Source organism: Geodermatophilus sp. SYSU D00766 (assembly GCF_054049915.1).
Genome location: NZ_JBJGYI010000005.1, coordinates 187021 through 210517, shown reverse-complemented (window position 1 = coordinate 210517; position 23497 = coordinate 187021). Strand labels below are relative to the sequence as shown.

At 76.8% G+C, this 23497-nt stretch carries 21 protein-coding genes; 14 read left to right on the top strand and 7 right to left on the bottom strand.

Annotation, left to right across the window (positions count from 1 at the left end):
* From ACI8AD_RS07180 to ACI8AD_RS07170, 3 genes are all read right to left on the bottom strand, one after another.
* The coding region (locus tag ACI8AD_RS07180; protein WP_456869839.1) for an AAA family ATPase at positions 1-2273 on the bottom strand (2273 nt) is incomplete at its 3' end.
* Between the two features lie 44 nt (positions 2274-2317).
* Complete coding sequence (locus tag ACI8AD_RS07175) at positions 2318-2734, bottom strand: hypothetical protein (protein ID WP_456869838.1); 417 nt, start codon at positions 2732-2734, stop codon at positions 2318-2320.
* Positions 2735-2806: 72 nt separating this feature from the next.
* The gene (locus ACI8AD_RS07170; protein WP_456869837.1) at positions 2807-5530 is read right to left on the bottom strand and encodes a helix-turn-helix transcriptional regulator; all 2724 of its coding nucleotides are present in this window, start codon (positions 5528-5530) and stop codon (positions 2807-2809) included.
* A 155-nt stretch (positions 5531-5685) separates the two neighbouring features.
* Here ACI8AD_RS07170 and ACI8AD_RS07165 point away from each other — a divergent pair, with 155 nt between their 5' ends.
* The 7 genes from ACI8AD_RS07165 (at position 5686) to ACI8AD_RS07135 (ending at position 12665) form a co-directional block, all read left to right on the top strand.
* Complete coding sequence (locus tag ACI8AD_RS07165; protein WP_456869836.1) at positions 5686-7215, top strand: MFS transporter; 1530 nt, start codon at positions 5686-5688, stop codon at positions 7213-7215.
* Between the two features lie 122 nt (positions 7216-7337).
* Positions 7338-7472, top strand: coding sequence for a hypothetical protein (locus ACI8AD_RS07160; RefSeq protein ID WP_456869835.1), 135 nt, complete (start codon positions 7338-7340; stop codon positions 7470-7472).
* Between the two features lie 61 nt (positions 7473-7533).
* Complete coding sequence (locus ACI8AD_RS07155) at positions 7534-7767, top strand: heavy-metal-associated domain-containing protein (RefSeq protein WP_456869834.1); 234 nt, start codon at positions 7534-7536, stop codon at positions 7765-7767.
* A gap of 28 nt (positions 7768-7795) precedes the next feature.
* Positions 7796-8239 carry a hypothetical protein gene (locus tag ACI8AD_RS07150; protein WP_456869833.1) on the top strand — a complete coding sequence of 148 codons (444 nt, stop codon included), beginning with the start codon at positions 7796-7798 and terminating at the stop codon, positions 8237-8239.
* A 94-nt stretch (positions 8240-8333) separates the two neighbouring features.
* Entirely contained in the window at positions 8334-8804 is a 471-nt protein-coding gene (locus ACI8AD_RS07145) for an N-acetyltransferase family protein (RefSeq protein ID WP_456869832.1), read from the top strand.
* A gap of 98 nt (positions 8805-8902) precedes the next feature.
* Positions 8903-12175, top strand: a complete 3273-nt coding sequence (locus ACI8AD_RS07140) for a heavy metal translocating P-type ATPase (RefSeq protein ID WP_456869831.1) — start codon at positions 8903-8905, stop codon at positions 12173-12175.
* 106 nt (positions 12176-12281) lie between these two features.
* Positions 12282-12665 carry a VOC family protein gene (locus ACI8AD_RS07135; protein ID WP_456869830.1) on the top strand — a complete coding sequence of 128 codons (384 nt, stop codon included), beginning with the start codon at positions 12282-12284 and terminating at the stop codon, positions 12663-12665.
* Positions 12666-12690: 25 nt separating this feature from the next.
* Here the strand turns inward: ACI8AD_RS07135 and ACI8AD_RS07130 are convergent, their stop codons facing one another.
* Genes ACI8AD_RS07130 through ACI8AD_RS07120 form a run of 3 tightly spaced genes read right to left on the bottom strand, consistent with a single transcriptional unit; the run spans position 12691 to position 14287 of the window.
* Positions 12691-13482, bottom strand: coding sequence for a DUF427 domain-containing protein (locus ACI8AD_RS07130; protein ID WP_456869829.1), 792 nt, complete (start codon positions 13480-13482; stop codon positions 12691-12693).
* A 26-nt stretch (positions 13483-13508) separates the two neighbouring features.
* Complete coding sequence (locus tag ACI8AD_RS07125; RefSeq protein ID WP_456869828.1) at positions 13509-14099, bottom strand: DM13 domain-containing protein; 591 nt, start codon at positions 14097-14099, stop codon at positions 13509-13511.
* Positions 14096-14287: a hypothetical protein gene (locus tag ACI8AD_RS07120; RefSeq protein WP_456869827.1), complete on the bottom strand. Its 192-nt coding sequence runs from the start codon at positions 14285-14287 to the stop codon at positions 14096-14098. Before ACI8AD_RS07120 ends, ACI8AD_RS07125 begins: the two co-directional genes overlap by 4 nt.
* Positions 14288-14591: 304 nt before the next feature.
* Here ACI8AD_RS07120 and ACI8AD_RS07115 point away from each other — a divergent pair, with 304 nt between their 5' ends.
* The 7 genes from ACI8AD_RS07115 (at position 14592) to ACI8AD_RS07085 (ending at position 21112) form a co-directional block, all read left to right on the top strand.
* A complete protein-coding gene (locus ACI8AD_RS07115; RefSeq protein ID WP_456869826.1) occupies positions 14592-15557 on the top strand; it encodes an SMP-30/gluconolactonase/LRE family protein in 966 nt (321 codons plus the stop codon).
* A gap of 5 nt (positions 15558-15562) precedes the next feature.
* The gene (locus ACI8AD_RS07110; protein WP_456869842.1) at positions 15563-16765 is read left to right on the top strand and encodes a heme-binding protein; all 1203 of its coding nucleotides are present in this window, start codon (positions 15563-15565) and stop codon (positions 16763-16765) included.
* A gap of 26 nt (positions 16766-16791) precedes the next feature.
* Positions 16792-18399 (top strand): SMP-30/gluconolactonase/LRE family protein, encoded by a 1608-nt coding sequence (locus tag ACI8AD_RS07105; protein ID WP_456869825.1) that lies wholly within the window; start codon positions 16792-16794, stop codon positions 18397-18399.
* On the top strand, positions 18396-18944 hold the full coding sequence (locus ACI8AD_RS07100; protein ID WP_456869824.1) for a redoxin domain-containing protein: 549 nt from the start codon (positions 18396-18398) through the stop codon (positions 18942-18944). Before ACI8AD_RS07105 ends, ACI8AD_RS07100 begins: the two co-directional genes overlap by 4 nt.
* Positions 18945-18968: 24 nt before the next feature.
* Positions 18969-19547 (top strand): YetF domain-containing protein, encoded by a 579-nt coding sequence (locus ACI8AD_RS07095; protein WP_456869823.1) that lies wholly within the window; start codon positions 18969-18971, stop codon positions 19545-19547.
* 87 nt (positions 19548-19634) lie between these two features.
* Positions 19635-20324, top strand: coding sequence for an RNA polymerase sigma factor (locus ACI8AD_RS07090; protein ID WP_456869822.1), 690 nt, complete (start codon positions 19635-19637; stop codon positions 20322-20324).
* A gap of 50 nt (positions 20325-20374) precedes the next feature.
* The gene (locus tag ACI8AD_RS07085) at positions 20375-21112 is read left to right on the top strand and encodes an SDR family NAD(P)-dependent oxidoreductase (RefSeq protein WP_456869821.1); all 738 of its coding nucleotides are present in this window, start codon (positions 20375-20377) and stop codon (positions 21110-21112) included.
* 17 nt (positions 21113-21129) lie between these two features.
* On the opposite strand, the gene ACI8AD_RS07080 is transcribed toward ACI8AD_RS07085, so the two are convergent.
* Complete coding sequence (locus tag ACI8AD_RS07080; protein ID WP_456869820.1) at positions 21130-23391, bottom strand: LuxR C-terminal-related transcriptional regulator; 2262 nt, start codon at positions 23389-23391, stop codon at positions 21130-21132.
* Positions 23392-23497 lie beyond the last annotated feature (106 nt).

The following is a 23497-nucleotide window of genomic DNA, read 5'->3' as shown; positions in this document are numbered from 1 at the left end:
TCGGCGAGCAGGGCGTGCCCGTGCTCGACGACGGCGACCGCGGCGGGCGCGCCGGTACCGGCCGCGAAGCCCTCGAGCTCGGCCAGCCACGCGCGGGCGAGGTCGTCGCGGCCGGCCCGGGCGGCGGCCTCCAGGCGATCGAGCGCCGCCATCCGGCGCAGCCGGGGACTGGCGATCCGCTCGAGGTGGTGCAGCGCGGTGGCGGGTCGGCCGGCGGCGCGCAGGCCGCGCACCCAGTGCAGCAGGTCGATGACGAGGAAGTCGGAGATGCCGACCGGGTGCGTCTCGCGGACGGCCACCACCTCGGCCAGGTGACGGTCCGCGGCGTCGTCCCCGCGCAGCGCCGCCACCACGGCCAGCTCCGCGGTCGGCAGTGCCGTCAGGCCGGCGTGGCCGGTGGCAGCGGCCAGCGGCAGCGCCTCTGCCGCCGCGGCCGCGGCCCTCCCCCACGCGCCCGTCGCGATCTGGACCTGGGCGCCGCGGGTGAGGGCGTGCTCGACCATGGTGAGGGCACCCGCCCGGCGGGCGGCGGTCAGCTGCTGCTCGTGCAGCCGCAGGTCCCGTTCGTCGTCGTCGACCAGCCACGCCGCGACGCCGAGGTTGGGTTGCAGCACGTGGTCGTCGACCGGGTCGGCGTCGGTGAGGGCGAAGGCGCACCGGAACGCCTCGGCGGCGGCCGCCCAGTCCTGACGGTCGGCGGCGAGGAAGCCGTGCATCAGCGCCCGTGCGGCCCGTGATCGAGGCGGCGCGTCCGGCGCCGGCGCGGGCACGAGCGTCGTGAGGTCGACGGCGCGCGGTGACCGCGCCCCGCACGCCGACAGCGACGCGGCCAGCATGGCCAACTGCTGCGCCAGGGCCCGGTCCGCACCGGCGGCGACCTGCGCGGCCTGCAGGACGAGGTCGTAGCCGTCGTCGAGGGAGCGGGTGTTCCACTCGAGCTGCCCCTGCAGCAGGAGCAGCCGTGCCCGCAGCAGCGGATCGGTCACCTCGGCCGCGGCCGCGGTGGCGAGGGCCGTCGCGCGGGAGGGATGAGCACCCGCCCAGGCCGCGGACGCGGCCAGGTACGACCGGCGGCCGCGCGCCTCGCCGCCGGGGGTGAGCTCGGCGGCGCGGGCCCAGGCGTCGGCCGCGGCCTCGTGACCGCCCCGGGCGGCAGCGCGCTCGGCGACGCCGTCGAGGGCGGCGACGACCTCCTCGTCGGGCCGGTCGGCGGCGGCGGCCAGGTGCCAGGCGCGTCGATCGGGGTCGGTGCCGACCGCCGCGGCGAGCGCGCGGTGTGCCGCCCGGCGCTGCGCACTGGTGGCGGCCCGGTAGACCGCGGAGCGCACCAGGGGGTGGTAGAGGACGAGCACCTCCCCGTCGACGCCCAGCAGCCCGGCGCGTTCGACCTCGTCCAGTGCGTCCTCCCCGGCCCCGAGGCGCTCGGCGGCGTCGCGCACCACGGCCGGCCGGCCGGTGTCGTCGGCCGCGGCCACCAGCAGGAACCGCTGCGCCGCCTCGCCGAGGCGCCGGTACCGGTCCAGGAAGCCCCGCTCCACGCCGCCGGTCAGCGGCAGCTGCGCCGGCAGCGGTGCTCGCGCGGCCAGTTGGTCGGCGGTCAGCACCGCGGCGAGCTCCACCAGGGCCAGCGGGTTCCCGCCGGTGGCGGTCACCAGCCGGTCGCGCACGCCCGGGTCGACCGCACCACCGGCCCGCGCGCGCAGCACCGCGTCGGCGTCCGCCCCGGTCACCCCGCCGAGGACGACCGTGGGCAGGTCGGGTGCGTCGAAGCGGCGGGTGTCGCCGTCGCGCGCGGCGAAGAGGACCGCGACCCGCTCCACCTGGAGCCGGCGCGCGACGAACAGCAGGGCCGCGGCCGAGGCGTCGTCGAGCCAGTGCGCGTCGTCGACGACGGCGAGCACGGGACGTCGCTCGGCGGCGTCGGCGAGCAGGCTCAGCGTGCCCAGGAAGGCCAGGAAGCGGTCGCCCTCACCGGCGGCCTCGCCGAGCGCGGCGCCCAGGGCCGTCCGCTGCGGCTCGGGCAGCGCGGCGAGGGAGGAGCGCAGCGGCCACAGCAGCCGCTGCAGCGCAGCGAACGCCAGCGGCGACTCCGACTCCACGCCCGAGGTGCGCAGCACCGTCATGCCGGAGGCGGAGGAGACGGCATCGGCCAGCAGCGTCGACTTGCCGGCCCCGGCCACGCCGCGGACGACCAGCGCGCCCCCGGTGCCGGTGCGCGCACCGTCGAGCAGGGCGGCGATCGCCGCGCGCTCGGGGTCCCGTCCGGCCAGCACGGGCCTGGACGGTACCCACCCGTCGTGCGGGCGGGCCGGGCCCGTCACCGGTCCCCCAGGCGGGCGCGCGTCCGCTCCTCCGCGGCGGAGAGCCGCCGGCGGACCTCCTCCCAGGGAGGCGGCAGCTCGGTGGGCGTGGCTCGCCAGACGTCGGTGACCGGGGGGTGCACCAGCGGACGGAGTTCCCGCTGGGCGGCGGTGTGCAGGGCGCCGCCCGCGAAGGCGGCGAGGGATGCCCGGCGGCTCCAGGCCGACACCACCCACAGCTCACCGGCGGCGAGCCGGAGGACGTAACCGGCCAGGTCGGGTGCGCGGTCGAGCTCCGGACGGATGCGGTCGGCCCAGGCCACGACGACGCCGGCGTCGGCACCGCCGCGCAGCCGCAGCTGCACCCCGACCAGCGTCAGGACGGCGGAGGGGTCGGTCACCGGCTCGACCGGCGTCCACGAGCTGCTCCGCACCCGCTCGATGCTGGGGACGTCCCGCCGGCGGCCGCACCGGCGGAACGGCCGGGCCGGTCGCGCGCCGGGGGATCAGTCGAGCGGGTGGGCGGCCAGCTCGGTGCGGCTGCTCACGCCGAGTTTGGTGAAGACGTTGCGCAGGTGGAAGTCGACCGTGCGGGGGCTGACGTAGAGCTGGGCGGCGGCGTCCCGGTTGGACAGCCCCTGGCGCACCAGCCGGGCCACCTGGACCTCCTGGGGCGTGAGGTCCACCACGGTGGAGACGTCGCGGCGACGGGTCGTCTCCCCGGAGGCCCGCAGCTCCTGCCGGGCGCGGTCGGCCCACCGCGGCGCACCGAGGTCCTCGAACGTCTCCAGGGCGGCGCGCAGGTGGGGACGGGCGTCGACCCGGCGACGGGAGCGGCGCAGGAAGGCGCCGTAGGCCAGCTGGGTGCGGGCCCGGTCGGGCGGGCGTTCGGCCTCGGCGTGGGCGAGGAGGGCCTGCTCGAAGTGGCGCTCGGCCTCCGGGCCGTCGCCGAGCAGCGCCAGGCCGTGCTCGGCCACGGCCTGCGCCCAGGCGGAGCCGGTCGCCCCGGCGAAGCCGGCCAGCTCCGCCACCCAGACGCGGGCCAGGTCCGGCTGCCCGGCGCGCACGGCGGCCTCGATGCGGTCGGCGGCGGCCAGCCGGCGGGTGATCGGGTGGCGGATCCGTTCCAGCTGGTGCAGCGCGGCGGCGGGCTCGTCGGCGTCGCGCACGCCGCGGGCCCAGCGCAGGACGTCGGGCACCACCTCGGCGAGGATGCCGAGCGGGTGCTCGGCGCAGATCTGCTCGGCATCGGCGAGGTGCCGGTCGACGGCGTCGTCGCCGCGGAGCGCGGCCAGCAACGCCAGCCAGGCCGTGGGCAGGGCGGCCAGCCCCCGGTGCCCGGTCTGCTCGGCCAGCGGCAGCGCCTCGGCGGCCGCGGCGCGGGCAGCGGTCCACCGCCCGCTGGTCAGCTCGGCGAACCCGAGCCGGGCCAGGGAGTAGAGGGTCATCAGGACCGCGCCGGTGCTCCGGGCCCGGGTCAGCAGCTGCTCGTGGTACCGCCGGATCAGCGCGTCGTCGCCCAGGTACACCGCGGCGATGCCGAGGTTGGGCAGCAGGTCCTGGTCGTCCTCGGCGAGGTGCTCGGCGAGGGCGAAGGCCTCGTCGAGCGGACCCGTGGCCGTCTGCCAGTCGCCGCGCACGGCGGCGTCGAGGCCGTGCAGCAGACCGGAGAAGCAGCGGGCGCGCAACGGCGCTCCGGGTACCGGCGGGGGGACCAGGGCGGTGGGGTCGACGGGGCTGCCCGAACGTGCCCCGAACGCGGCGAGCGCCACGGCGAACATGGCCATCTCGCGGGCCCGCTGGGAGTCGTCGGCGGCGACCTCCGCGGCGGCCTCGAGCACCATGCGCTGCCCGGTGTGCAGCGAGCCGGTGTTCCACTCGATGCGGGCCCGCAGCCGCAGGACGTCGGCGCGCAGCAGCGGGTCCCGGGCCTGGGCCCGGGCGGCGTCGACCAGCGCCCGGGCCCGGGCCGGCTGGGCGGCCAGCCAGGCGGCACGGGCCGCGGCGTAGAGCCGCCCGGCCCGGCCGTCCCCGGCCGGGGACAGCTCGGCCGCGCGCTCCCAGGCGGACGCGGCCGCCTCCAGACCACCTCGGGCGTGGGCCCGCTCGGCGGCGGCGTCGAGCTCGGCCACGACGGCCTCGTCCGGCTCCTCGGTGGAGGCCGCGAGGTGCCAGGCACGCCGGTCGGCCTCCTCGGGGCCGGTCAGGACGGCGGCGAGGGCCCGGTGGACCCGGCGGCGCTCGGTGCTGGTGACGGCGCCGTAGACCGCCGAGCGCACCAGCGGGTGCCGGAGGTCGACGGTGGCGTCGCGGACGTGGAGGAGACCGGAGCTCTCGGCCGTGACGAGCGCGTCCTCCCCCGCTCCCAGGGCGGCGGCCGCCCGCTGCACGACCCCCGCCCGGCCGGAGTCGTCGGCCGCCGCCACCAGCAGCACCGTCCGGGCCTGTTCGGGCAGCCGCCGGTACCGGTCGAGGAAGGCACGCTCCACGCCCCCGGTCAGCGGGAGCCGGGCGGGCAACCGCGCCCGGCCGGACAGCTGCTCGGACGTCAGGGCCTCCGCGAGCTCCACGAGCGCCAGCGGGTTGCCCCCGGTGCTCGCGAGCAGCGCGTCGCGCACGTCCGCGGGGACGGACACCCCGGCACGGGTGCCGATCAGCTCACCGGCCGCCTCGGCGTCGACGCCGCCGAGGGAGAGGGAGGGCAGGTCGCCGCTGTCGAAGGTGCGCACGTCGGCGTCCCGGGCGGCGAACAGGAGGGCGACCCGCTCGACCTGCAGGCGGCGGGCCACGAACAGCAGCGCCGCGGCGGAGGCGTCGTCGAGCCAGTGGGCGTCGTCGACCACGGCGAGCACCGGGCGGTGCTGTCCGGCGTCGGCGAGCACGCTCAACGCCGCCAGGAAGACGAGGAAGCGGTCGCCGGGGCCGTCGTCGACCTCGCCGAACGCCGCCCGCAGCGCCCGGGCCTGCGGCTGCGGCAGGTGCTGCACGCCGTCGCGCACGACCGGGCGCAGCAGCCGCTGCAGCGCGGCGAACGCCAGCGGGGACTCCGACTCCACGCCCTGGGTGCGCAGCACCGTCATGCCGTCGGCCCGCGCGACCGCGTCGGCCAGCAGCGCCGACTTGCCCACGCCCGGCTGCCCGAGGACCACCAGGGCCCCGCCCCGCCCGGCCCACGCCTCGTCCACCAACGCCGCGACGGCCTCGCGCTCGCGGTCCCGGCCGGACAACACGGCGAGACCCTAGTCCGATCCGGACGGGATCGAGTCGTTTCCCGGCGCAGGGACCCACGACGCAGGACCCACCCTGGCGAAATTCCCGGCGAGACCGGGCGCCGCCGGCGGCGACGGTGGCAGGCGCACCGAGACCTGCCATCGAGGAGGCGACCATGTCGATCCACTCCGCTGCCGAGCCGGCGGCGCACGCCCACGGGCACCCGACCCACCACGCGCCGGGCTCACCGACCCCGGCGACCGTCGACGAGGACGGTCCGCGCCGGTCGTGGGCGGTGTTCTCTCTCATGATCGCCGCCCAGTTCATGGTCATCCTGGACGTGTCGGTGGTCAACGTCGCGCTGCCGTCGATCAGCGAGGACCTGCGGCTGTCCGCCGCGGACTACCAGTGGACGATCAGCGCCTACGTGCTGCTCTCCGGCGGCCTGCTGCTGCTCGGCGGGCGGATCGCCGACCTGCTGAACCGGCGGGGGGCGTTCCTCGCCGGCGTCGGCCTGTTCACCGCCGCCTCGCTGGTCAGCGGCCTGGCGCAGACCCCGCTCACGCTGATCCTGTCGCGGGCGGCGCAGGGCGCCGGCGCCGCGCTGCTGACCCCGGCCGCGCTGTCGATCATCATGACCGCCTACGCCGGCCGGCAGCGGCAGACCGCGCTCGCCGTCTGGGGCACCGTCGGCAGCCTGGGCATCGCCGCCGGTGTGCTCTTCGGCGGCGCGCTGACCAGCGCCCTGGGCTGGCGGGCGGTCTTCTTCATCAACGTGCCGATCGGCGTCGTCGTCGTCGCCGGCACCCTGCGGTCCGTGGCCCGCGGCGGCGCGCAGCCCGGCGCGCTGCGCCGCCTCGACGTGCCCGGCGCGCTGACCCTGGTGACCGGGCTGCTGGCGCTGGTGTTCGGCATCGAGGCCATCCGCTCGGCGGGACCGACCGCGCCGCGCACGTGGATCGCGCTCGCCGCCGCCGCGGTGCTGCTCGCCACGTTCGCCCGGCTCGAGCGCCGCGCCGCCGACCCGCTGGTGCCCCCGGCGACCTGGCGGATGCGCTCGCTGGTCTCGGCGTCGGCGGTCATGGCCGGCGTGACCGGTGCCGTGGTCGGCGCGATCTTCCTCAGCTCGCTGTACCTGCAGGCCGTCGTGGGGTCCTCGCCGGTCGTCGCCGGGCTGCAGTTCCTGCCGCTGGCCGGCGCGATCACCCTGGCCGCCGCCGCGGCGTCGAAGGCCATCGGCCACCTCGGGGCCCGCACGCTGATCCTCGGGGGCCTGGTGGTCATGGCCGCCGGCGTGCTGCTGCTGGCCGCGAGCGCCGGGGGCACCTCCTACGCCGCCGACGTCCTCCCCGGCTTCCTGCTCGTCGGCGCCGGCGTCGGCCCGATGTTCGTGGCCATCGCCGTCGCCGCGATGAGCGACGTCCCCGCCGAGCGCTCCGGGCTGGCGTCCGGGCTGATGATGACCGGCCACGAGATCGGCGCCGCCCTCGGCGTCGCCGGGCTCACCGCGATCGCCGGCGACCTCGCCACCCGCACCGGGCTCGTCGACGGCTACGGCCGGGCCTTCGTCGCCACCGCCGTCGTCCTCGCCGGCCTGTTCCTGCTCACCCTGCTCGCCGTGCCCGCCGGCCGGCCGGCAGCCGGAGCGGGGGCCCACGGCGCCCACGGTCACGGCCCCCACGGCCACGGCCCCCACGGCCACTGAGCCGCGGCCGGGATCGCCGGTCCTCCCCGGGCCGGCGATCCCGGCGATTCCCCCGGTGTGAGCACCTCCCCCCACCCGCAGGGTCGTCCCCGTCCGCACCGACACCCCCCCAGGAGCCCGACGTGTCCTTCGCCCACGAGTACCTCGCCCGGTCCCGCGCCCAGGAGCTGATCGGCGACGCCGACCGGGCCCGGCGCACCCGGTGCCTGCGGCCCTCCCGGCCCTGGCGCCGCCGTCCCCGCCGGTGCTGCCCCTGACCGCCCTCCCCGCGCACCGACACCCGTCCCCGACCCACCACCCACACCCGAGGAGCTCCCGATGCTGTCCAGCACGCCCCGCACGTTCACCGGCTCGACCACCTTCACCGTCACCGGCATGACCTGCGACCACTGCCGCCGCGCCGTCACCGAGGAGATCGCCGCGGTCGACGGCGTCGGGTCGGTCGCCGTCGACCTGGCGACCGGCACCGTCACCGTCACCGCCGAGCACCCCGTGGACCGCGCGGACATCGCCGCCGCCGTCGACGAGGCCGGCTACGCCCTCCTCCCGTGACCCCCGCCCACCCCCCTGGAGGCCGGCCGTGACCACCCCGACGCCCACCCGGGACACCCCGGCCGCAGCCGCGCACCCCGCGCACCGCCCGAGCGCCCGGAGGTTCGCCCTCCACTTCCTCGAGATGGTCGTGGCGATGGCCGTCGGCATGGTGGCCCTGCACCCGGTGTGGACCGTCGCCCTCGACGCCGTCGACGCCTCCTGGCTGATGGCGGACCCCTACACCGGCGCGCTGGTCATGGCCACGAACATGACCGTCGGCATGTCCGCGTGGATGAGGGTCCGCGGGCACCGCTGGCGGCCGATCGCCGAGATGGGCGCGGCGATGTACCTGCCGTTCCTGGTGCTGTTCGTGCCGCTGGCGCTCGGGCTCATCGGCGAGGGCGCCCTACTGCTGTGGGGCCACGTGCTGATGCTCCCGGCGATGGCCGCGGCCATGCTGCTGCGCCCGTCCGAGTACGCCTCCTGCTGACCCCGCCTCCTGCTGACACCGCCCCCTGCTGACACCGCCCCCTGCTGACACCGCCCCCTGCTGACACCGCCCCCTGCTGACACCGGAGCCCGCCGTGTCCCCTCCCGCCACCGCCATCCGCCGCGCGACCCCCGCCGACGCCGCGACCGTCGCCGCGATGGTCCGCGAGATCGCCGCCCACGAGGACCAGGCCGAGCACGTCCACGTCACCGACGAGCGGTGGCAGCAGCTGCTCGGGCGTCCGGACGTGCTGGTCCTGCTCGCCGAGCGCGACGGCGCGGCCGTCGGCTACGTCTCCGCCGTCCGCCGGCTGCACCTGTGGACCGGCGGCGACGTGCTGGACCTCGACGACCTCTACGTCCGCCCGGGCTGCCGCGACGGCGGCGTCGGCCGGCGGTTGATGGCCGCCCTCGCCGCCCTCGCCGCACCCGAGCAGCTGCTCGTCCGCTGGGGCGTGGAGGCCGACAACGTCGACGCCCAGCGGTTCTACCGCCGCCTCGGCGCCACCCTGCGGCCCAAGGTCGTCGCGGCCTGGACACCCGCCGCGTACACCGCCGTGGGTTGAGCGGCCCGCCGGACCCGGCGATCCCGCCGGTCCGAGGCCGCCGACCCCCGCCGGACGATCCCGCCCGAGCCCGATCACGTCGCCCCCAGGAGACCGCGATGACGACCACCGCGATGACGACCACCGCGATGACGACCGCACCGGCCGCCCCCGCCACGGCGACCGAGCCGGCCAGCTGCACCCTCGACATCGGCGGCATGACGTGCGCCTCCTGCGTCGGCCGGGTGGAGAAGGCACTGAACCGCCTCGACGGCGTGGCCCGCGCCGAGGTGAACCTGGCGACAGAGGCCGCCACCGTCCGCTTCGACCCGGCCCGGGTCGGCCTGGCCGAGCTGACCGCCGCGGTCACCCGCGCCGGCTACTCGGCGACCCCGCGCCGCGAGGCCCCGCCCGAGGCCGCCCCGGCCGAGGTCCCGGACGGTGGTGACGACGCGCACCTGACCTCGCTCAAGCGCCGGTGGCAGGTCACCCTCGCCGTCGGCCTCGGCCTGATGGTGCTGATGTACGTGCCGCTGTACCTCGACGCCATGGACTGGCTGATGCCGGCGGTCCTCGTCGTGGCCACGGTCGTGCAGTTCTGGGCCGGCCGGGACGTCTACCGTGCCGCCTGGACCGCCGCGAGGCACCGGTCGACGACCATGAACACCCTGGTCGCCCTGGGCACCGGCGTCGCCTACGGCTACAGCGCCTTCGTCACCCTCTGGCCCGCGGCCGCCGAGCGGTGGGGGCTGCCGCTGCACGTGTACTTCGAGACCGCGCTGGTCGTCCTCGCCCTGGTCCTCGCGGGCCGGTGGATGGAGGCCCGCGCCCGGCGGCAGACCGCCGCGGCGGTCACCGCCCTGGTCGGCCTCGCGCCGAGGACCGCGCGCGTGCTGCGCGACGGCGCCGAGGTCGACGTCCCGGTCGAGCAGGTCGTCGTCGGCGACCTGGTCCGGGTGCGGCCCGGCGAGCAGGTCCCGGTCGACGGCGTCGTGACCGACGGCGCCACCGCGGTCGACGAGAGCATGCTGACCGGCGAGAGCCTGCCGGTGGACAAGACCACCGGCGACACCGTCATCGGCGCCACGCTCAACCGCACCGGCACCGTGGTGCTGCGGGCCACCGCCGTCGGCGCCGACACCGCGCTGGCCCAGATCGTGCGCCTGGTCGAGGACGCGCAGGGCGCGAAGGTGCCGCTGCAGCGCCTCGCCGACCGGGTCTCGGCCTGGTTCGTGCCGCTCGTGCTGGGGCTGGCGGCGGCCACCTTCGTCGCCTGGGCGGTGTTCGGACCGGACGACGGCTCGATGACCATGGCGATCACCACGACGATCGCCGTGCTGATCATCGCCTGTCCGTGCGCCCTGGGGCTGGCCACCCCGACCGCGGTCATGGTCGGCACCGGCCGCGCCGCCGAGCTCGGCGTCCTCATCGGCGACGGCGACGCGCTGGAGACCGCGCGCCGGGTCACCGCCGTCGTCCTGGACAAGACCGGCACCATCACCCGGGGCCGGCCCGCCCTCACCGGGGTCACCCCCACCGGCGGGTGGGCCGAGGACGACCTCCTGGCGCTGGTGGCGGCCGCCGAGACCGGCAGCGAGCACCCCGTCGGCGAGGCGATCGTGGCCGCCGCCACCGACCGCGGGCTGGTCCTGCCGCCGCTGCGCTCCTTCGACGCCGTCCCCGGCCACGGCGTCGACGCCGTGGTGGGCGACCGGCACGTCCTGGTGGGCAACCGGGCCCTGATGGCCGCCCGCGGCGTCGACGTCACCGCGCTGCAGCCCACCGCCGCCGGCGAGGCCGCGGCCGGCCGCACCCCGATGTACGCCGCGGTCGACGGCGGACCGGCCGCGGTGCTCGCGGTCGCCGACACGGTCAAGCCGGGGTCGGCCGAGGCGGTCGCCCAGCTCGAGGCCCTCGGCCTGTCGGTGTGGATGCTCACCGGCGACGACGCCACCACCGCCGCCGCGATCGCCGAGCAGGTCGGCATCGAGCACGTGCTGGCCGAGGTGCTGCCGGCAGACAAGGCGGCGCAGGTGCGCCGGCTGCAGGAGCAGGGGCACGTCGTCGCCTTCTGCGGCGACGGCGTCAACGACGCCGCCGCGCTCAGCGCCGCCGACGTCGGCATCGCCATCGGCACCGGCGCCGACGTCGCCATCGCCGCCTCCGACGTCACCCTCGTCGGCGGGGACCTGCGCGGCATCGTGTCGGCGATCGCGCTGTCCCGGCGCACGGTGACCACGATGAAGCAGGGGCTGGGCTGGGCCTTCGGCTACAACCTGCTGCTGGTCCCGGTCGCGGCCGGCGCCCTGTACTGGTGGGACGGGCTGCTGCTGGACCCGGTGCTGGCGTCGGCGGCGATGGCGATGAGCTCGGTCAGCGTGGTCACCAACGCGCTGCGGCTGCGCCGCTTCCGCCGCCCCGCCACCGCCGCGGAGATCCTGTCCCCGCCGCTGCGCGAGCGGGTCGGCCAGTACGCCCACCTCACCGCCGTCGCCGTCGTCGCGCTCGCGCTGGGCGCCGGGCTGACCGCCGTGTCGCGGATGGACGTCGCCGAGCGCGGCCTGAACGGCCAGCTGGCCTGGACCCAGGGCACCGGCATGCCGATGCGGCCGGCGATGAGCGTGATGATGACCGCCGAGGTGCCGGCCACCGAGGCCGCCGACGCCGGGCTCGAGGTCCGCCTCGACCTGCCCGACGACGTGCGCCCGGGAGAGCCGGCGCGGCTGGTCGCCACCGTCGTCGACGGCGCCACCGGTGAGCCGGTCGAGGACCTGACCCGCAGCCACGAGGCGTGGATGCACCTGATCACCACCCGGGAGGACCTCGGCACGTTCGCCCACGTCCACCCGCGGCCCACCGGCGAGCCCGGGCAGCTCGCCGTCGACGTCACCTTCCCGACCGCGGGCCGGTACGTCGTCAACACCGAGTTCCGCCGGCAGGGCGAGATGGCCGACGTCCACGCCCGGCAGGTGGTCACCGTCGCCGGCCCCGCGCCGGAGCCGGTGGTCCTGGCCGCCGGGCCGCGCAGCGTCGTCGTCGACGGCGTGCGGGTCGAGCTCGCGGGCGACGCCGAGGCGGGAGGCGTCAGCGACCTGCGCCTCACGCTCACCGACGCCTCGACCGGCCGCCCGGTCGACGACCTGCAGCCCTACCTGGCCGCCGCCGGCCACGTCGTGGTCATGCGGGCCGGCGCGACGACGTTCGCCCACGAGCACGCCGAGGTCGAGGACGCGTCGGGCCGGCCGGTGTTCGCCCTCCCGGGACAGACCTTCGGACCCGAGCTCGACGTGCACGCCGAGTTCCCGACCGCCGGGACCTACCGGCTGTGGGCGCAGTTCCGCCTGGCCGACGGCACCGTGGTCACCGTCCCGTTCACCGTGCAGGCCCACTGACCCGGGCAGCGGCGCAGTGACCACGGACCCTTCCTCCGGTCCGGCCGCGGGTCTACCGTCCTGCCGTCCGCACGGGGGAACAGCACCGAGCCGACCGGAGGCGGCCATGCTGAACGACAGCCGAGTCGAGGCCAACATCCCCGCGAGCGACCTCGACCGGGCGCGCGACTTCTACGCCGACAAGCTGGGCCTCACCCCCGTCGCGGAGGTCGAGGGCGTCCAGCTCACCTACCGCACCGCCGGCGGGACGGCGTTCAGCGTCTACCGCACCGACTTCGCGGGACAGGCGGGGCACACGCTGGCGCAGGTGCACGTCGACGACATCGAGTCCCAGGTCCGCGACCTCGAGGCCAAGGGCGTGCGCTTCGAGCACTACGACATGCCCGGGGTCGAGTGGACCGGCGCCATCGCCTCGATCCCGGGGATGGGCAGGGCGGCCTGGTTCACCGACAGCGAGGGCAACATCCTCTGCGTCGACCAGGCCGGCTGACCGGGCGCCCGTCCGCACCTCCCGGTCACACGGGTCCGGACCAGGCCCGCGGGACGGGCACGCCGTCGACCTCGACGTCGACCCGCTCGCTGTAGAAGGCGACGAGGCCCGCGATCGGCAGGAGCTGCCGGGTGGGGAACGTGTAGGACCAGGCGACGTCCCCGGGTGCCGGCGTCGTCCCGTCCCGCAGGGACCAGTAGTCGGAGGTGACCCCCTTGTACGGGCACGCCGTCCGGGTGCCGGTCCGGACGAGGTGCTCGAAGGCCACGTCGGTGCGGTGGACGTAGTAGCGGGTGGGCAGTCCGGTCTCGAAGACGAGCACCGGGCGCGTGGTGTCGGCGAGCAGCCGGCCGTCCAGCGCCACGCGCACGTGGCGGTGCGAGGGCAGCGCGTCGACCCGCACGTACGGGTTGCGGGGGTGGACGAAGACCTGCTCGTCCTCCTCGTACCAGGCGTCGAGCGCGGCCCACTCGAAGCGGGCGGTCCCGGCCACCCCGGGAACGGCGTCGGCGCCGAAGACCTGCACGCTGCCGGGCCGCTCCTCCTCTCCCGCCCGCAGGCCGTACCGGCGCGCCGGTCCCCACCGGGACGGCGTCTGCCTGCCCTCGTCGACCAGGACGGCGTCGTCGACGTCGTCGACGGGGACGTGGTACTGCGGGTAGGCGGACTTCTCCCAGACGTAGCGCGCACGGACGGAGTCGAAGACGGTCCGGCCGCCCAGGGTGGCGCTGACCCGCCGCGGTGAGGGTTCGACGCGACCTGCCGTGGCCGCCATCACGGGGTGGTCCCGGCCCGCCGGGGCGAACGGAGCGGTCACGTCTCCTCCATCTCGTGGGCGCACGGTCAGCCGGCCGGGGAGAGGTCGGCTGCCCCGAAGGGCACGTCGAAGCGGTCGCACCAGACGACGACACCGGTGTACGCGGTGCCGTCGACGCCTGCGGGCACCGGGTAGTTCTGGTCGCCCACGTTGCCCTTGAGCGGGCCGAGGTCGACGTGGTCGTCGTCGAACCCGTCCGCCGGGCCGCCGGCCGGGTTCTGCGTCAACCACACGACCAGCACCGGTCCGTTGGACGTGGCGAACCCCTCGAACCGGACGACCAGCCCGCCATCGGGCAGCCGGAGGAGCCGAGCGGTGCCGACGGTCTCGTGCTCCCGGGACGTGAAGCTGCCGGAGGCCAGTTCCACCGGCTCCGTCACCGGCGGCGCGACCGATCCGGGTGCCAGGGACGACGAGGGGACCGCCGCGGGCAGGGCCTCGTCGACCCGCTGGTCGTAGAGCAGCTTCTGCGGCTGGAACCAGAACACGGCCCCGACGGCGAGGAGGGCGAGCCCGGCAGCCGTCAGCCGGACCCACCTCCTGCGCAGGAGCCGCGGCCGCTCCCCGGGCCGCGCCGCTGCGTGCGCGGGACCGGTGGCCTCGCCGGTCCGCGTCATGACAGGGCGGCCCGGCGGATGTCGGCGGCGGGGACGCCGCGTGCGGCGGCGTACGCGCAGGGGTGTGCGTAGGCGTGGGCGGCCTGGTCGGCGCCCGCCTCCAGCTGCAGGCAGATCCCGGTGCTCCAGTTCCAGACGACGACCACCGCCCCGCCGGTCCTCCGGTCCCACAGGAGCGCCACCTCCACGGGCCCCTGCTGGCGGCGGGCCAGCTCGTGGAGCCGGGAACCGTCCGTCGTGCTGCGCGACATGTCCGACCACTCCCGACCTCTCCAGGGGACGCCGTTCCACCACCGTCGTCACCGCAGGCCCCCGAGGGGTTACAGCTGCCCGCCGCCGGGCTCCCGGTGAAACGCCGGCGGCCGACCGGCGACAGCACCTGCACGGGCCGCCGACCGGCGGCGGGCACGGAGACGGGAGGCGTGGCATGGCTCCTGGGGACACCGGACCGCACACCGGCCGGGCGGACGGGCCGCACCCCCGGACCGGTGCGTGGTGACCGCCACGGCGGCGGACGCCTTCGTCGCGGCCGACCGGGACTTCGCCGCCGTCACCGGCAGGCGTCCCTCGCTGGAGGTCCTCGTCCGGTGCGACGCGCACGAGGGCCCGACGTACCTGCCGGAGGAGGACGCGCTCTACGTCACCACGACCCCGGTGGGCCGGCCGCCCGGGGCACTGGTCCGGCGGATCGCGCTGGACGGTGACCGGGCCGGCCTGGACGCCGCACGGGTGAGCACCGTGCCGGCCGCCGCGGTCGTGCCGAACGGGATGACCGCGTGGGCCCGCGGCCTGCTCGTGTGCGACCAGGGCGGGTTCGACGCCCCGGCGCGGCTGTCGTCCCTCGACCCCCGCACCGGGGCCACGACCGCCGTCGTCGCCCGCCACGAGGGGCGGCCCCTGAACTCCCCCAACGACGTCGTGGTGCGCCGGGACGGGACGGTCTGGTTCACCGATCCCTCCTACGGGCACCTGCAGCACTTCCGGCCGGCCCCCCGGCTGCCGGACGCGGTGTACCGGTTCGACCCGGGGACCGGCGACCTGCGGGTGGTCGCCGACGACCTCGACAAGCCCAACGGGCTGGCCTTCTCCCCTGACGGGTCGGTCCTCTACGTCGCCGACAGCGGCGCGGTGCAGGGGCCGGGCAGCGTCGATCCCGGCCGGCCGCACTCCGTCCACGCCTACGACGTCGTCGGCGGGGACGCCCTCGGGGCTCGGCGGCTCCTCGACGTCACCCCCGTGGGGACGCCCGACGGGCTGGCGGTCGACACCGCCGGCCGGGTCTACGTGTGCTGCGGCGACGGCGTCCGCGTGCTCCGGCCCGACGGGACGCTGCTCGGCCGCATCGCCGTCCCCGGCGGTGCGGTGAACCTCACCTTCGGCGGTCGCGACCGCGACCGGCTGTTCATCACCGCGGACACGGCCGTCTGGGTGGCCGTCCTGAACACGAGAGGAGCGTGACCGCCATGACCGCGGTCCGCACGCGCAAGGTCCTGGACGGCGCCGGCGTGGACGCCGTGCTCACCGCCGCGGAGAAGCACGCGACCGAGCACGGCCACCGGGTCGTCATCGCGATCGTCGACGCCTCGGGGCGCCTGCTCGCGCTGCGGCGGACGGAGGGCAGCCAGGCCGCCAGCGACCAGGTGGCCATCGACAAGGCCCGGACCGCGGCGGTCTTCGTCCGCCCCAGCCGGGAGATCGAGCAGCAGGTGACCGACGGGCGGCTGGGCGCGCTGGCCCTGCACGGCGCGCGCGCCCTCACCGGCGGCGTGCCGCTCACCGTCGACGGCGAGGTGGTCGGGGCGATCGGGACCAGCGGCGAGACACCGGACGAGGACGAGTCGGTCTCCCTGGCCGGGGCGTCCGCGGTGACGGGTGCGCGGGAGGTCCCGGCGCTCGGCGCCACGGCCGCGCAGGTGGCCGTCCGGGCCGTCGCCGAGGCGGCCACGGCCCGCGGCGTCGCCCCGGTGGTGGCGGCGGTCGACGCCGGCGGGGACCTGGTGTTCCTGTGGCGCCCGGACGCGGCGCAGGTGGCCAGCGTCGGCGTGGCCAGCGACAAGGCCCGCACCGCGGCGCTCTACCGGCGGCCCAGCCGCGACTTCGAGCGGCAGGCCTCCGGCGGGCGGCCGTCGGCCCTGCACCTGGCCGGCGCGGTACCGCTGCAGGGCGGCATGCCCATCGAGGTGGACGGCCACGTCGTCGGCGCGGTCGGCGTCAGCGGGGCCTCCTCGGCCGACGAGGACCAGGAGCTCGCCGAGCTCGGCCGGGACGCCGGCGAGCGGGCCGCGTCCGGCGCGGGCACCCGGGACGCCGTCCACGTCCCTGGCGGCGACGTCGAGGAGGTGTTCCGGCAGGGCGGCCTGCTCGTCGACACCGACCGCTACCAGGTCGACGCCGGGCGGCGCACGGCACCGGGAGCCGTCGAGTACCACGCCGCCGTCGTCGACGTCATGCGCGTGGTCCGCGGCCGGGCCACGGTCGTCACCGGCGGCACCATGCACGCGGCCCGGGAGGTGGCACCGGGCGAGCTGCGCGCCGAGTCGATCGTCGGCGGGACCTCGCACGCCCTGGCCGAGGGCGACGTCCTCGTGGTGCCCGCCGGTGTGCCGCACCAGTTCGTCGAGGTCTCCGACCCGTTCCTGTACCTGGTGACGAAGGTGGTGGCCTAGCCGTGGCGGCTCCTCCGCTCCCGACCGTGCTCAGCACCACGGCCGACCTGCCCCGGCCGACGCAGCTCCTCCCCGGCCCCGCGGCCGCCGTGGTCGACCTGCAGACCGACGAGGGCGCCGCGCTGGTCGGGGCCACCTGGCGGTACGCCGATGCCCGGGTCGAGGAGATCGACTTCGTCGAGGTCGGGTCGCCGGACGACCCGCTCGGCCCGGGCGACGTCCCCAACCGGACGTTCGACGTGCTGCCGCACGCCGGGGCCGCCGACTTCGACGACTCCGGCTGGCGGGTGCTCTCGCCTGCCGAGACGCAGCTGCGCCTGGCCGGGGGCCGGGTCTGCTTCGGCTGGTACCGGCTCGGCGTGACCGTCCCCGAGCGGGTCGGGGACCTCGACCCCACCGGGTGCACCGTCGTCTTCGAGGTCGTGGTCGACGACTACGCCGAGGTGTGGGTCGACGGCCGGCTCCCCGTCGCCCTGGGTGACACCGGCGGTCAGGTGGTGGCCGGCTTCAACGCGCCGAACCGGGTGGTGCTGACCGACGACGCCCGGCCCGGCCAGACGTTCCGGATCGCCGTCTTCGGCGCCAACGGCCCCATCTCGGCGTCTCCGCGGAACTACGTCTGGCTGCGCGTCGCGACCCTCGACCTCTACCGTCCCGAGCAGGCGCGGCGCACCGAGCGGGCCGACCTCCGGGTGACGCGTGCGGACCCGGCGCTCGACGCGGTGCTGGAGCCCGGCGCCGCGCTCGAGCGGGTGGCCGGTGGCTTCGAGTTCACCGAGGGCCCGGTGTGGACGCCGGACGGCGCGCTGCTGTTCAGCTCCCCGAACACCAACCACGTCTACCGCTGGCGTCCGGGCGGCCCGGTGACGGTGTTCCGCTCCCACAGCGGCTACGCCGGCGCCGACATCGGCCGCTTCGCCCAGCCCGGCTCCAACGGGCTGGCCCTCGACCCGCAGGGACGCCTGACCCTCTGCCAGCACGGCAACCGGCGGGTGCTGCGCGTCGAGCCGCACGGCGACGTCACCGTCCTGGCCGACCGGTACCAGGGCAGGCGGCTCAACAGCCCCAACGACCTGGTGTACCGCTCCGACGGCACGCTGTTCTTCACCGATCCCCCGTTCGGCCTGCCCGGCGGCGCCGCCGACGCCGAGCGGGAGCTCCCGTTCAGCGGCGTGTTCTGCGTGCGCGACGGGGTCGTGCGGCTCCTCGCCGACGACCTGGCCGGACCCAACGGGATCGCGCTGTCCCCCGACGAGCGGTACCTCTACGTGGGCAACTGGGACCCCGCCGCCAAGGTGGTGGTCCGCTACGAGGTGGCGGCCGACGGGTCGCTGTCCGGCGGCCGGGTCCTGGTCGACACGACCGACGCCGAGGGCGAGGACGCCGTCGACGGCCTCGAGGTGGACCGGGCCGGCAACCTCTACGTCTGCGGGCCGTCCGGGATCTGGGTGCTCACCCCCGAGGGCCGGCACCTGGGCACGCTGCACCTGCCGGAGAGCCCGCACAACGCCACCTGGGGCGACGCCGACCGCCGCACCCTGTACGTGACGGCGATGACCAGCGTCTACCGCGTCCGGACCCGGGTCGGCGGCGTCCGGCCGGGCACGGCGGACCGGGCGGAGGAGGACCGGTGAGCACCGGACTGGAACCGGGAGCCGTGCTGCCGGACTTCGAGCTGCCCGACGAGAACGGCACCCGGTGGCGGCTGTCGCGGCTGCAGGGCTCCGACGCCATGGTGCTGCAGCTCGGCCGGGGTGAGCACTGCCCCCGCGAGCGGGCCCACCACCGGGAGCTGCTGCGGCTGCAGGAGGTCCTCCCGCTGGCCTTCACGACGCTGGTCACCGTGGTCCCGAACGACCTGCACGACACGTACAAGCTGAAGAGCTCCACCGGTGCGTGGTGGACCTTCCTGTCCGACGGCGACCTGGCGGTCCAGCGGGCCCTGGAGATCGACGAGTACACCGATCCGCACCACGCGGCCACCGTGCCGCACACGCTGGTGCTCGCCCCGGGCCTGGTGATCGACCGGGTGTACTGCGGCTACTGGTTCTGGGGGCGCCCGTCGGCCGACCAGCTCTGGCGGGACCTGCAGGACCTGTTCCGGCGCACCAAGGCCGACTTCGACCCCACCACCGACGAGGCACGCGCGGCCTGGAGCCGGGCGCGGGCCTCGGCGTGACCCGGTGCCGCCCGGGACCGCGCCGTGTCCGACATCTGGGCCCTCGACGTCCCCGCGGCCGAGAAGGTCCTGCGCACCCTCGCCGTCTACGCGGCGCTCGCGCTGCTGCTGCGGGTCGCGGGGAAGCGGAACCTCGCCCACCTGAACTCCTTCGACCTCGTCGTCGTGCTGCTGCTGTCCAACGTCGTCCAGGACGCGCTGATCGGGCCGGACGACAGCCTGACCGGCGGTCTGCTGGCCGCCGCCGTGCTCGTCGCCGTCAACGCGGTGGTGGTGCGGCTGATCGCCCGCTCGGAGCGCGCGGTCCGGGTGCTCGAGGGGTCGGACGTCACGCTGGTCCGGCACGGCCGGTTCCTGGACCGGGCCCTGCGGCGGGAGGGTCTGCGGCGGGCCGACGTCGAGGCCGCGCTGCGGGTGCAGGGCGCCGACGGCGCCGACGACGTCGCGGAGGCGGGCCTGAGTCCCGGCGGCAGCATCGTCGTCTGGCTGGAGCCGGCCCGGATGTCGGCCACGCGCGGCGACGTCGACGCCCTCCACCGGCGACTCGACGCCCTGCACCGCGCGGTGGACGGGCTCGCGGCCGGACGGGACGCCGCGCGCTGATCTCACCCGGGTGAGATCGCCCGCCGGGCGAGGCGTACCGGTCCCCGGCGGGGCGAGGCTGACGCCCAGCCGGCCCGGGGAGGAACGATGACGTCGCCCAGCCGCCAGGCACTCGACTCCAGGGATCCCGTCGCCAGGGACACCGACGCCAGGGACACCGTGGACGCGGCCCTGCTCGACCGGCTGCGCGCGGGGGACGCCGCGGCGTTCGCGGAGGTCGTCGACGCGTGGTCGCCCGTGATGCTCTCCGTCGCCCGGCGCTACGTCCACGACCGGCACGCCGCGGAGGACGTCGTCCAGGAGACCTGGCTGGCGGTCGTCAGCGGGATCGCCCGGTTCGAGGGACGCTCCACGGTGCGGAGCTGGACCTTCTCCATCCTGGTCAACCGGGCGAGGAGCCGGTGGGTGCGGGACTCCCGCGTCGTGTCCTCCGCCGAGCTCACCGGCGCACCACCGGCGGGCCCGACGGTCGACCCGGCCCGCTTCCAGGGGCCGGACGGCGCGTACCCCGGGCACTGGACGTCGACCGGCGCGCCCCGGCCCTGGGAGCAGCCCGAGGACGGGCTGCTCAACCGGGAGCTCGCCCAGCAGCTGGACCGGGCGCTGGCCGGGTTGCCCGAGCGCCAGCGCCTGGTGGTGCAGCTGCGCGACGTTCAGGGCATGTCGGCGGAGGAGACCTGCGCGGCGCTGGGCCTGTCGGCCGTCAACCAGCGCGTCCTGCTGCACCGCGGCCGGGCCGCCCTGCGCGCCGCGCTCGAGGACCTCCACCGCGGCTGACCGCCGGTGCACCCTGGCTCCGGGACCCACCGCCGAGCCCGGGAGCGGCCATGGACGACCTCACCGGTTCTGCCGTCCTGGTCACCGGGGCGGCGTCGGGGATCGGCCGGGCCAGCGCGGTCCGGTTCGCCGGTGCCGGCGCCGCGGTCGCCCTCCTGGACACCGACGCGGACGGCCTCGCGGTGACCGCCGACCTGGTCCGCTCCGGGGGTGGTGCCGCCGAGGTCCACGTCGCGGACGTGCGGGACCTGCCGGCCGTGGAGCACGCGGTCGACGCCACGGTGGACCGGTTCGGCCGGCTGGACGCCGCGCTGAACAACGCGGGCGTGGCCGGGCCGTTCCTGCCGCTGGACGAGTACCCGCCCGAGGAGTTCCTGCGGGTCCTGCAGGTGGACCTCGTCGGCGTCTGGCACTGCATGCGCGCCGAGATCGCCCGGATGCGCCGGCAGGGCGGCGGCGCGATCGTCAACACCTCGTCGATGCTCGGCAGCGCCGCCATGCCGGACAACGCGGCCTACATCGCGGCCAAGCACGGGGTGAACGGGCTGACGCGGGCGGCCGCGGTCGAGCTCGCCGGGGCCGGGATCCGGGTGAACGCCGTCGCGCCCGGCGTCACCAGGACCGCGATGACGTCCGAGGTCAGCGCCGAGCTGCTGCAGCGGGTCCCGCTGTCCCGGATCGCCGAGCCCGAGGAGATCGCGGCGGTCGCGGTGTGGCTCTGCTCGCCGCAGGCCGGCTACGTCACCGGGTCCGTCGTCGTCGCCGACGGCGGCTGGCTGGCCGGGTGACCAGCCGGTCGCGGGTCCTAGAGCAGGTCCAGCGACCGGGCGCGCAGCACCGCGTCGTCCCGGGACTCCGCGCCCAGCTTCCGGTACACCGACCGCAGGTGCGTCTTCACCGTGTTCGGGCTGACGAACAGCGAACCGGCCATCTCCCGCTGCGACATCGTCGTCGGCAGCAGCGTGAGGACGGCGAGCTCGCGCTCGGTGAGCGGCTCGGCCAGCGCCGCCGACGGGTGGGTGCGGCGGGCCCGCTGCTCGCGGGCGAGCCAGTCCCGGACGGTCGGACCGGGGTCGGCGCAGCCGCGGAGCACCGCGACGGCGGCGGCGAGCCGGGCGTCCGGCGCCTCGCCGGCGTCCGCGCCGGCACCCCCTCCGGCGAGTCGGGCCGCCTCCGCGGCGGTGACGAGGGCGGCGGCCAGCTCCACCCGCCCGGCGCCGCGGCCGGCCAGGTCCACGGCGGCCTCGGCGGCGACGGTGGCCTCACGCCACCGTCCGCGGCCCAGGGCGAGCCGCGCCGCGGCCAGGGCGGGGACCATCGCCACGAAGTGGGCGTCGACGTGGGCGCCCGACACGACGTCGGAGCACCGGGCGAGCACCGCCTCGGCCCCCCGCAGGTCCCCGGCGAGCACCGCGACCAGCGCCTGCCCACCGAGGGCGTAGACCTGGGCGAGCCGGTTGTCGGAGTCCTCGGCCGAGGCCGCCGCGCAGCGCAGCCGCTCCGCCGCCCGGTCCAGCTCGCCTCGCCACAGCGCGCAGAACCCGCTCACCAGGTGCTGCACGGTGAGGAGGAACGGGTCGGCGGGCCGGCCGGCCAGTGCCGCGAGCCGCTCCGTGGCCCGCGGCAGGTCACCGGTCTTGAACGCGTGCAGCGCCCGCAGCACCCCCACGTGCGGGTCGTCGGCGGCGACGGAGTCGGCAGCCGCCAGGACGGCGCCGGCCTCGTCGAGCCGTCCGCGGTCCAGGTGCAGCCACACCCGGGCCACCGTGAGCCGGGGATCGGCGGCGACCTGGGCCGGCGGCAGCGCGTCCAGCCAGCCCTGCACGGTCTGCAGGTGGCCGAGGTTGAACTGCGCCGGCCACGCCTGGCCGACCAGCTCGCCGGCGAGACCGGCGTCCCCCGACGCGAGGGCGTGCCCGATCGCCTCCCCGGGTTCCCCGTGGTCGGCGAACCAGGTGGCCGCCCGGTGGTGCAGCACCTCCGCGTCCGCGACCCGGGACAGCTCCAGCTCGTAGCGCAGCAGGTCGCGGAACAGCTGGTGGTAGCGGAACCACCGGCCCTCCTCGTCGAGCGCGCTGAGGAACAGGCCGGCCCGCCGGATCCGGTCCAGCAGCCGGACGGCGTCGTCGCGTCCGGTGACGGCATCGGCCAGCGGTGCGCACAGCCGCGGCAGCACCGACGTCTGCAGCAGGAAGTCCCGCAGGTCCGGCGCCAGGGACCCCAGGACCTCCTCGCCGAGGTACTCGACGACGTGCCGGTCGGCGCCGGTGAACCGGTCGACGAACTCCAGCCGGGCCTGCCGGTCGGCCCGGTCGGCCAGCCGCAGCCCGGCCAGCTGCAACCCGGCCGCCCACCCCTCCGTCCGGGCGACGAGCCGCTGCACCTCGTCGGCGGACAGGTCGGGGACCGCGGCCCGGTGGAGCATGCGCGCCGCCTCCTCGGCGGTGAAGCGCAGCTGGTCGGCGCGGATCTCCACCAGGGTGCCCGCCACCCGCAGCCTGCCCAGCGGCAGTGGCGGGTCGGTCCGGGACACGACCACGAGGTGCAGCGCTCCCGGCGCGCGCTCGAGCAGCGTGGCGACCGACCGGTGCACCGCTGCGCTCTCGACGACGTGGTAGTCGTCCAGCACCAGCACCAGGTCCTGCTCGGCGTCGGCCAGCTCGTTGACCAGCTCCGGCAGGACGTCGCGCTCGACGTCGGCGCCGGCCGCGTCCAGCCGGTGCAGCGCGGCGGCGGCGACGGACGGATCGGCCTGGTGCACGGCGAGGAGCAGGTACCGCCAGAAGCGGGTGACGTCGTCGTCGGCGGCGTCCAGTGACAGCCAGCCACTGCGCAGCCCGAGCCCGCGCAGCCACTGGCCGACGAGGGTGCTCTTCCCCCACCCGGCCGGGGCGACCACCACGGTCAGCCTCGCGTGCACCGCTGCGGCGAGCCGGTCGTAGAGCCGCGGCCGCTCGACCGGGCGGGTGCCCAGCGCCGGGACGAACAGCTTGGTCGTGAGGACGGGTCCGGTGCCGCCCGTCCGCGGCCCGGGCAGCCGCACCGGCCCCCGGGGCACGGGCGCCACGGGGACCTGCTGCACCGACGACGGCCTCATGGCCCGGCCCGCTCCCTCCCGGCACGCCGCAGGCGCACCCCTCGGGTGGTGCGCAGCCTGGCAGGGAGGACACCGG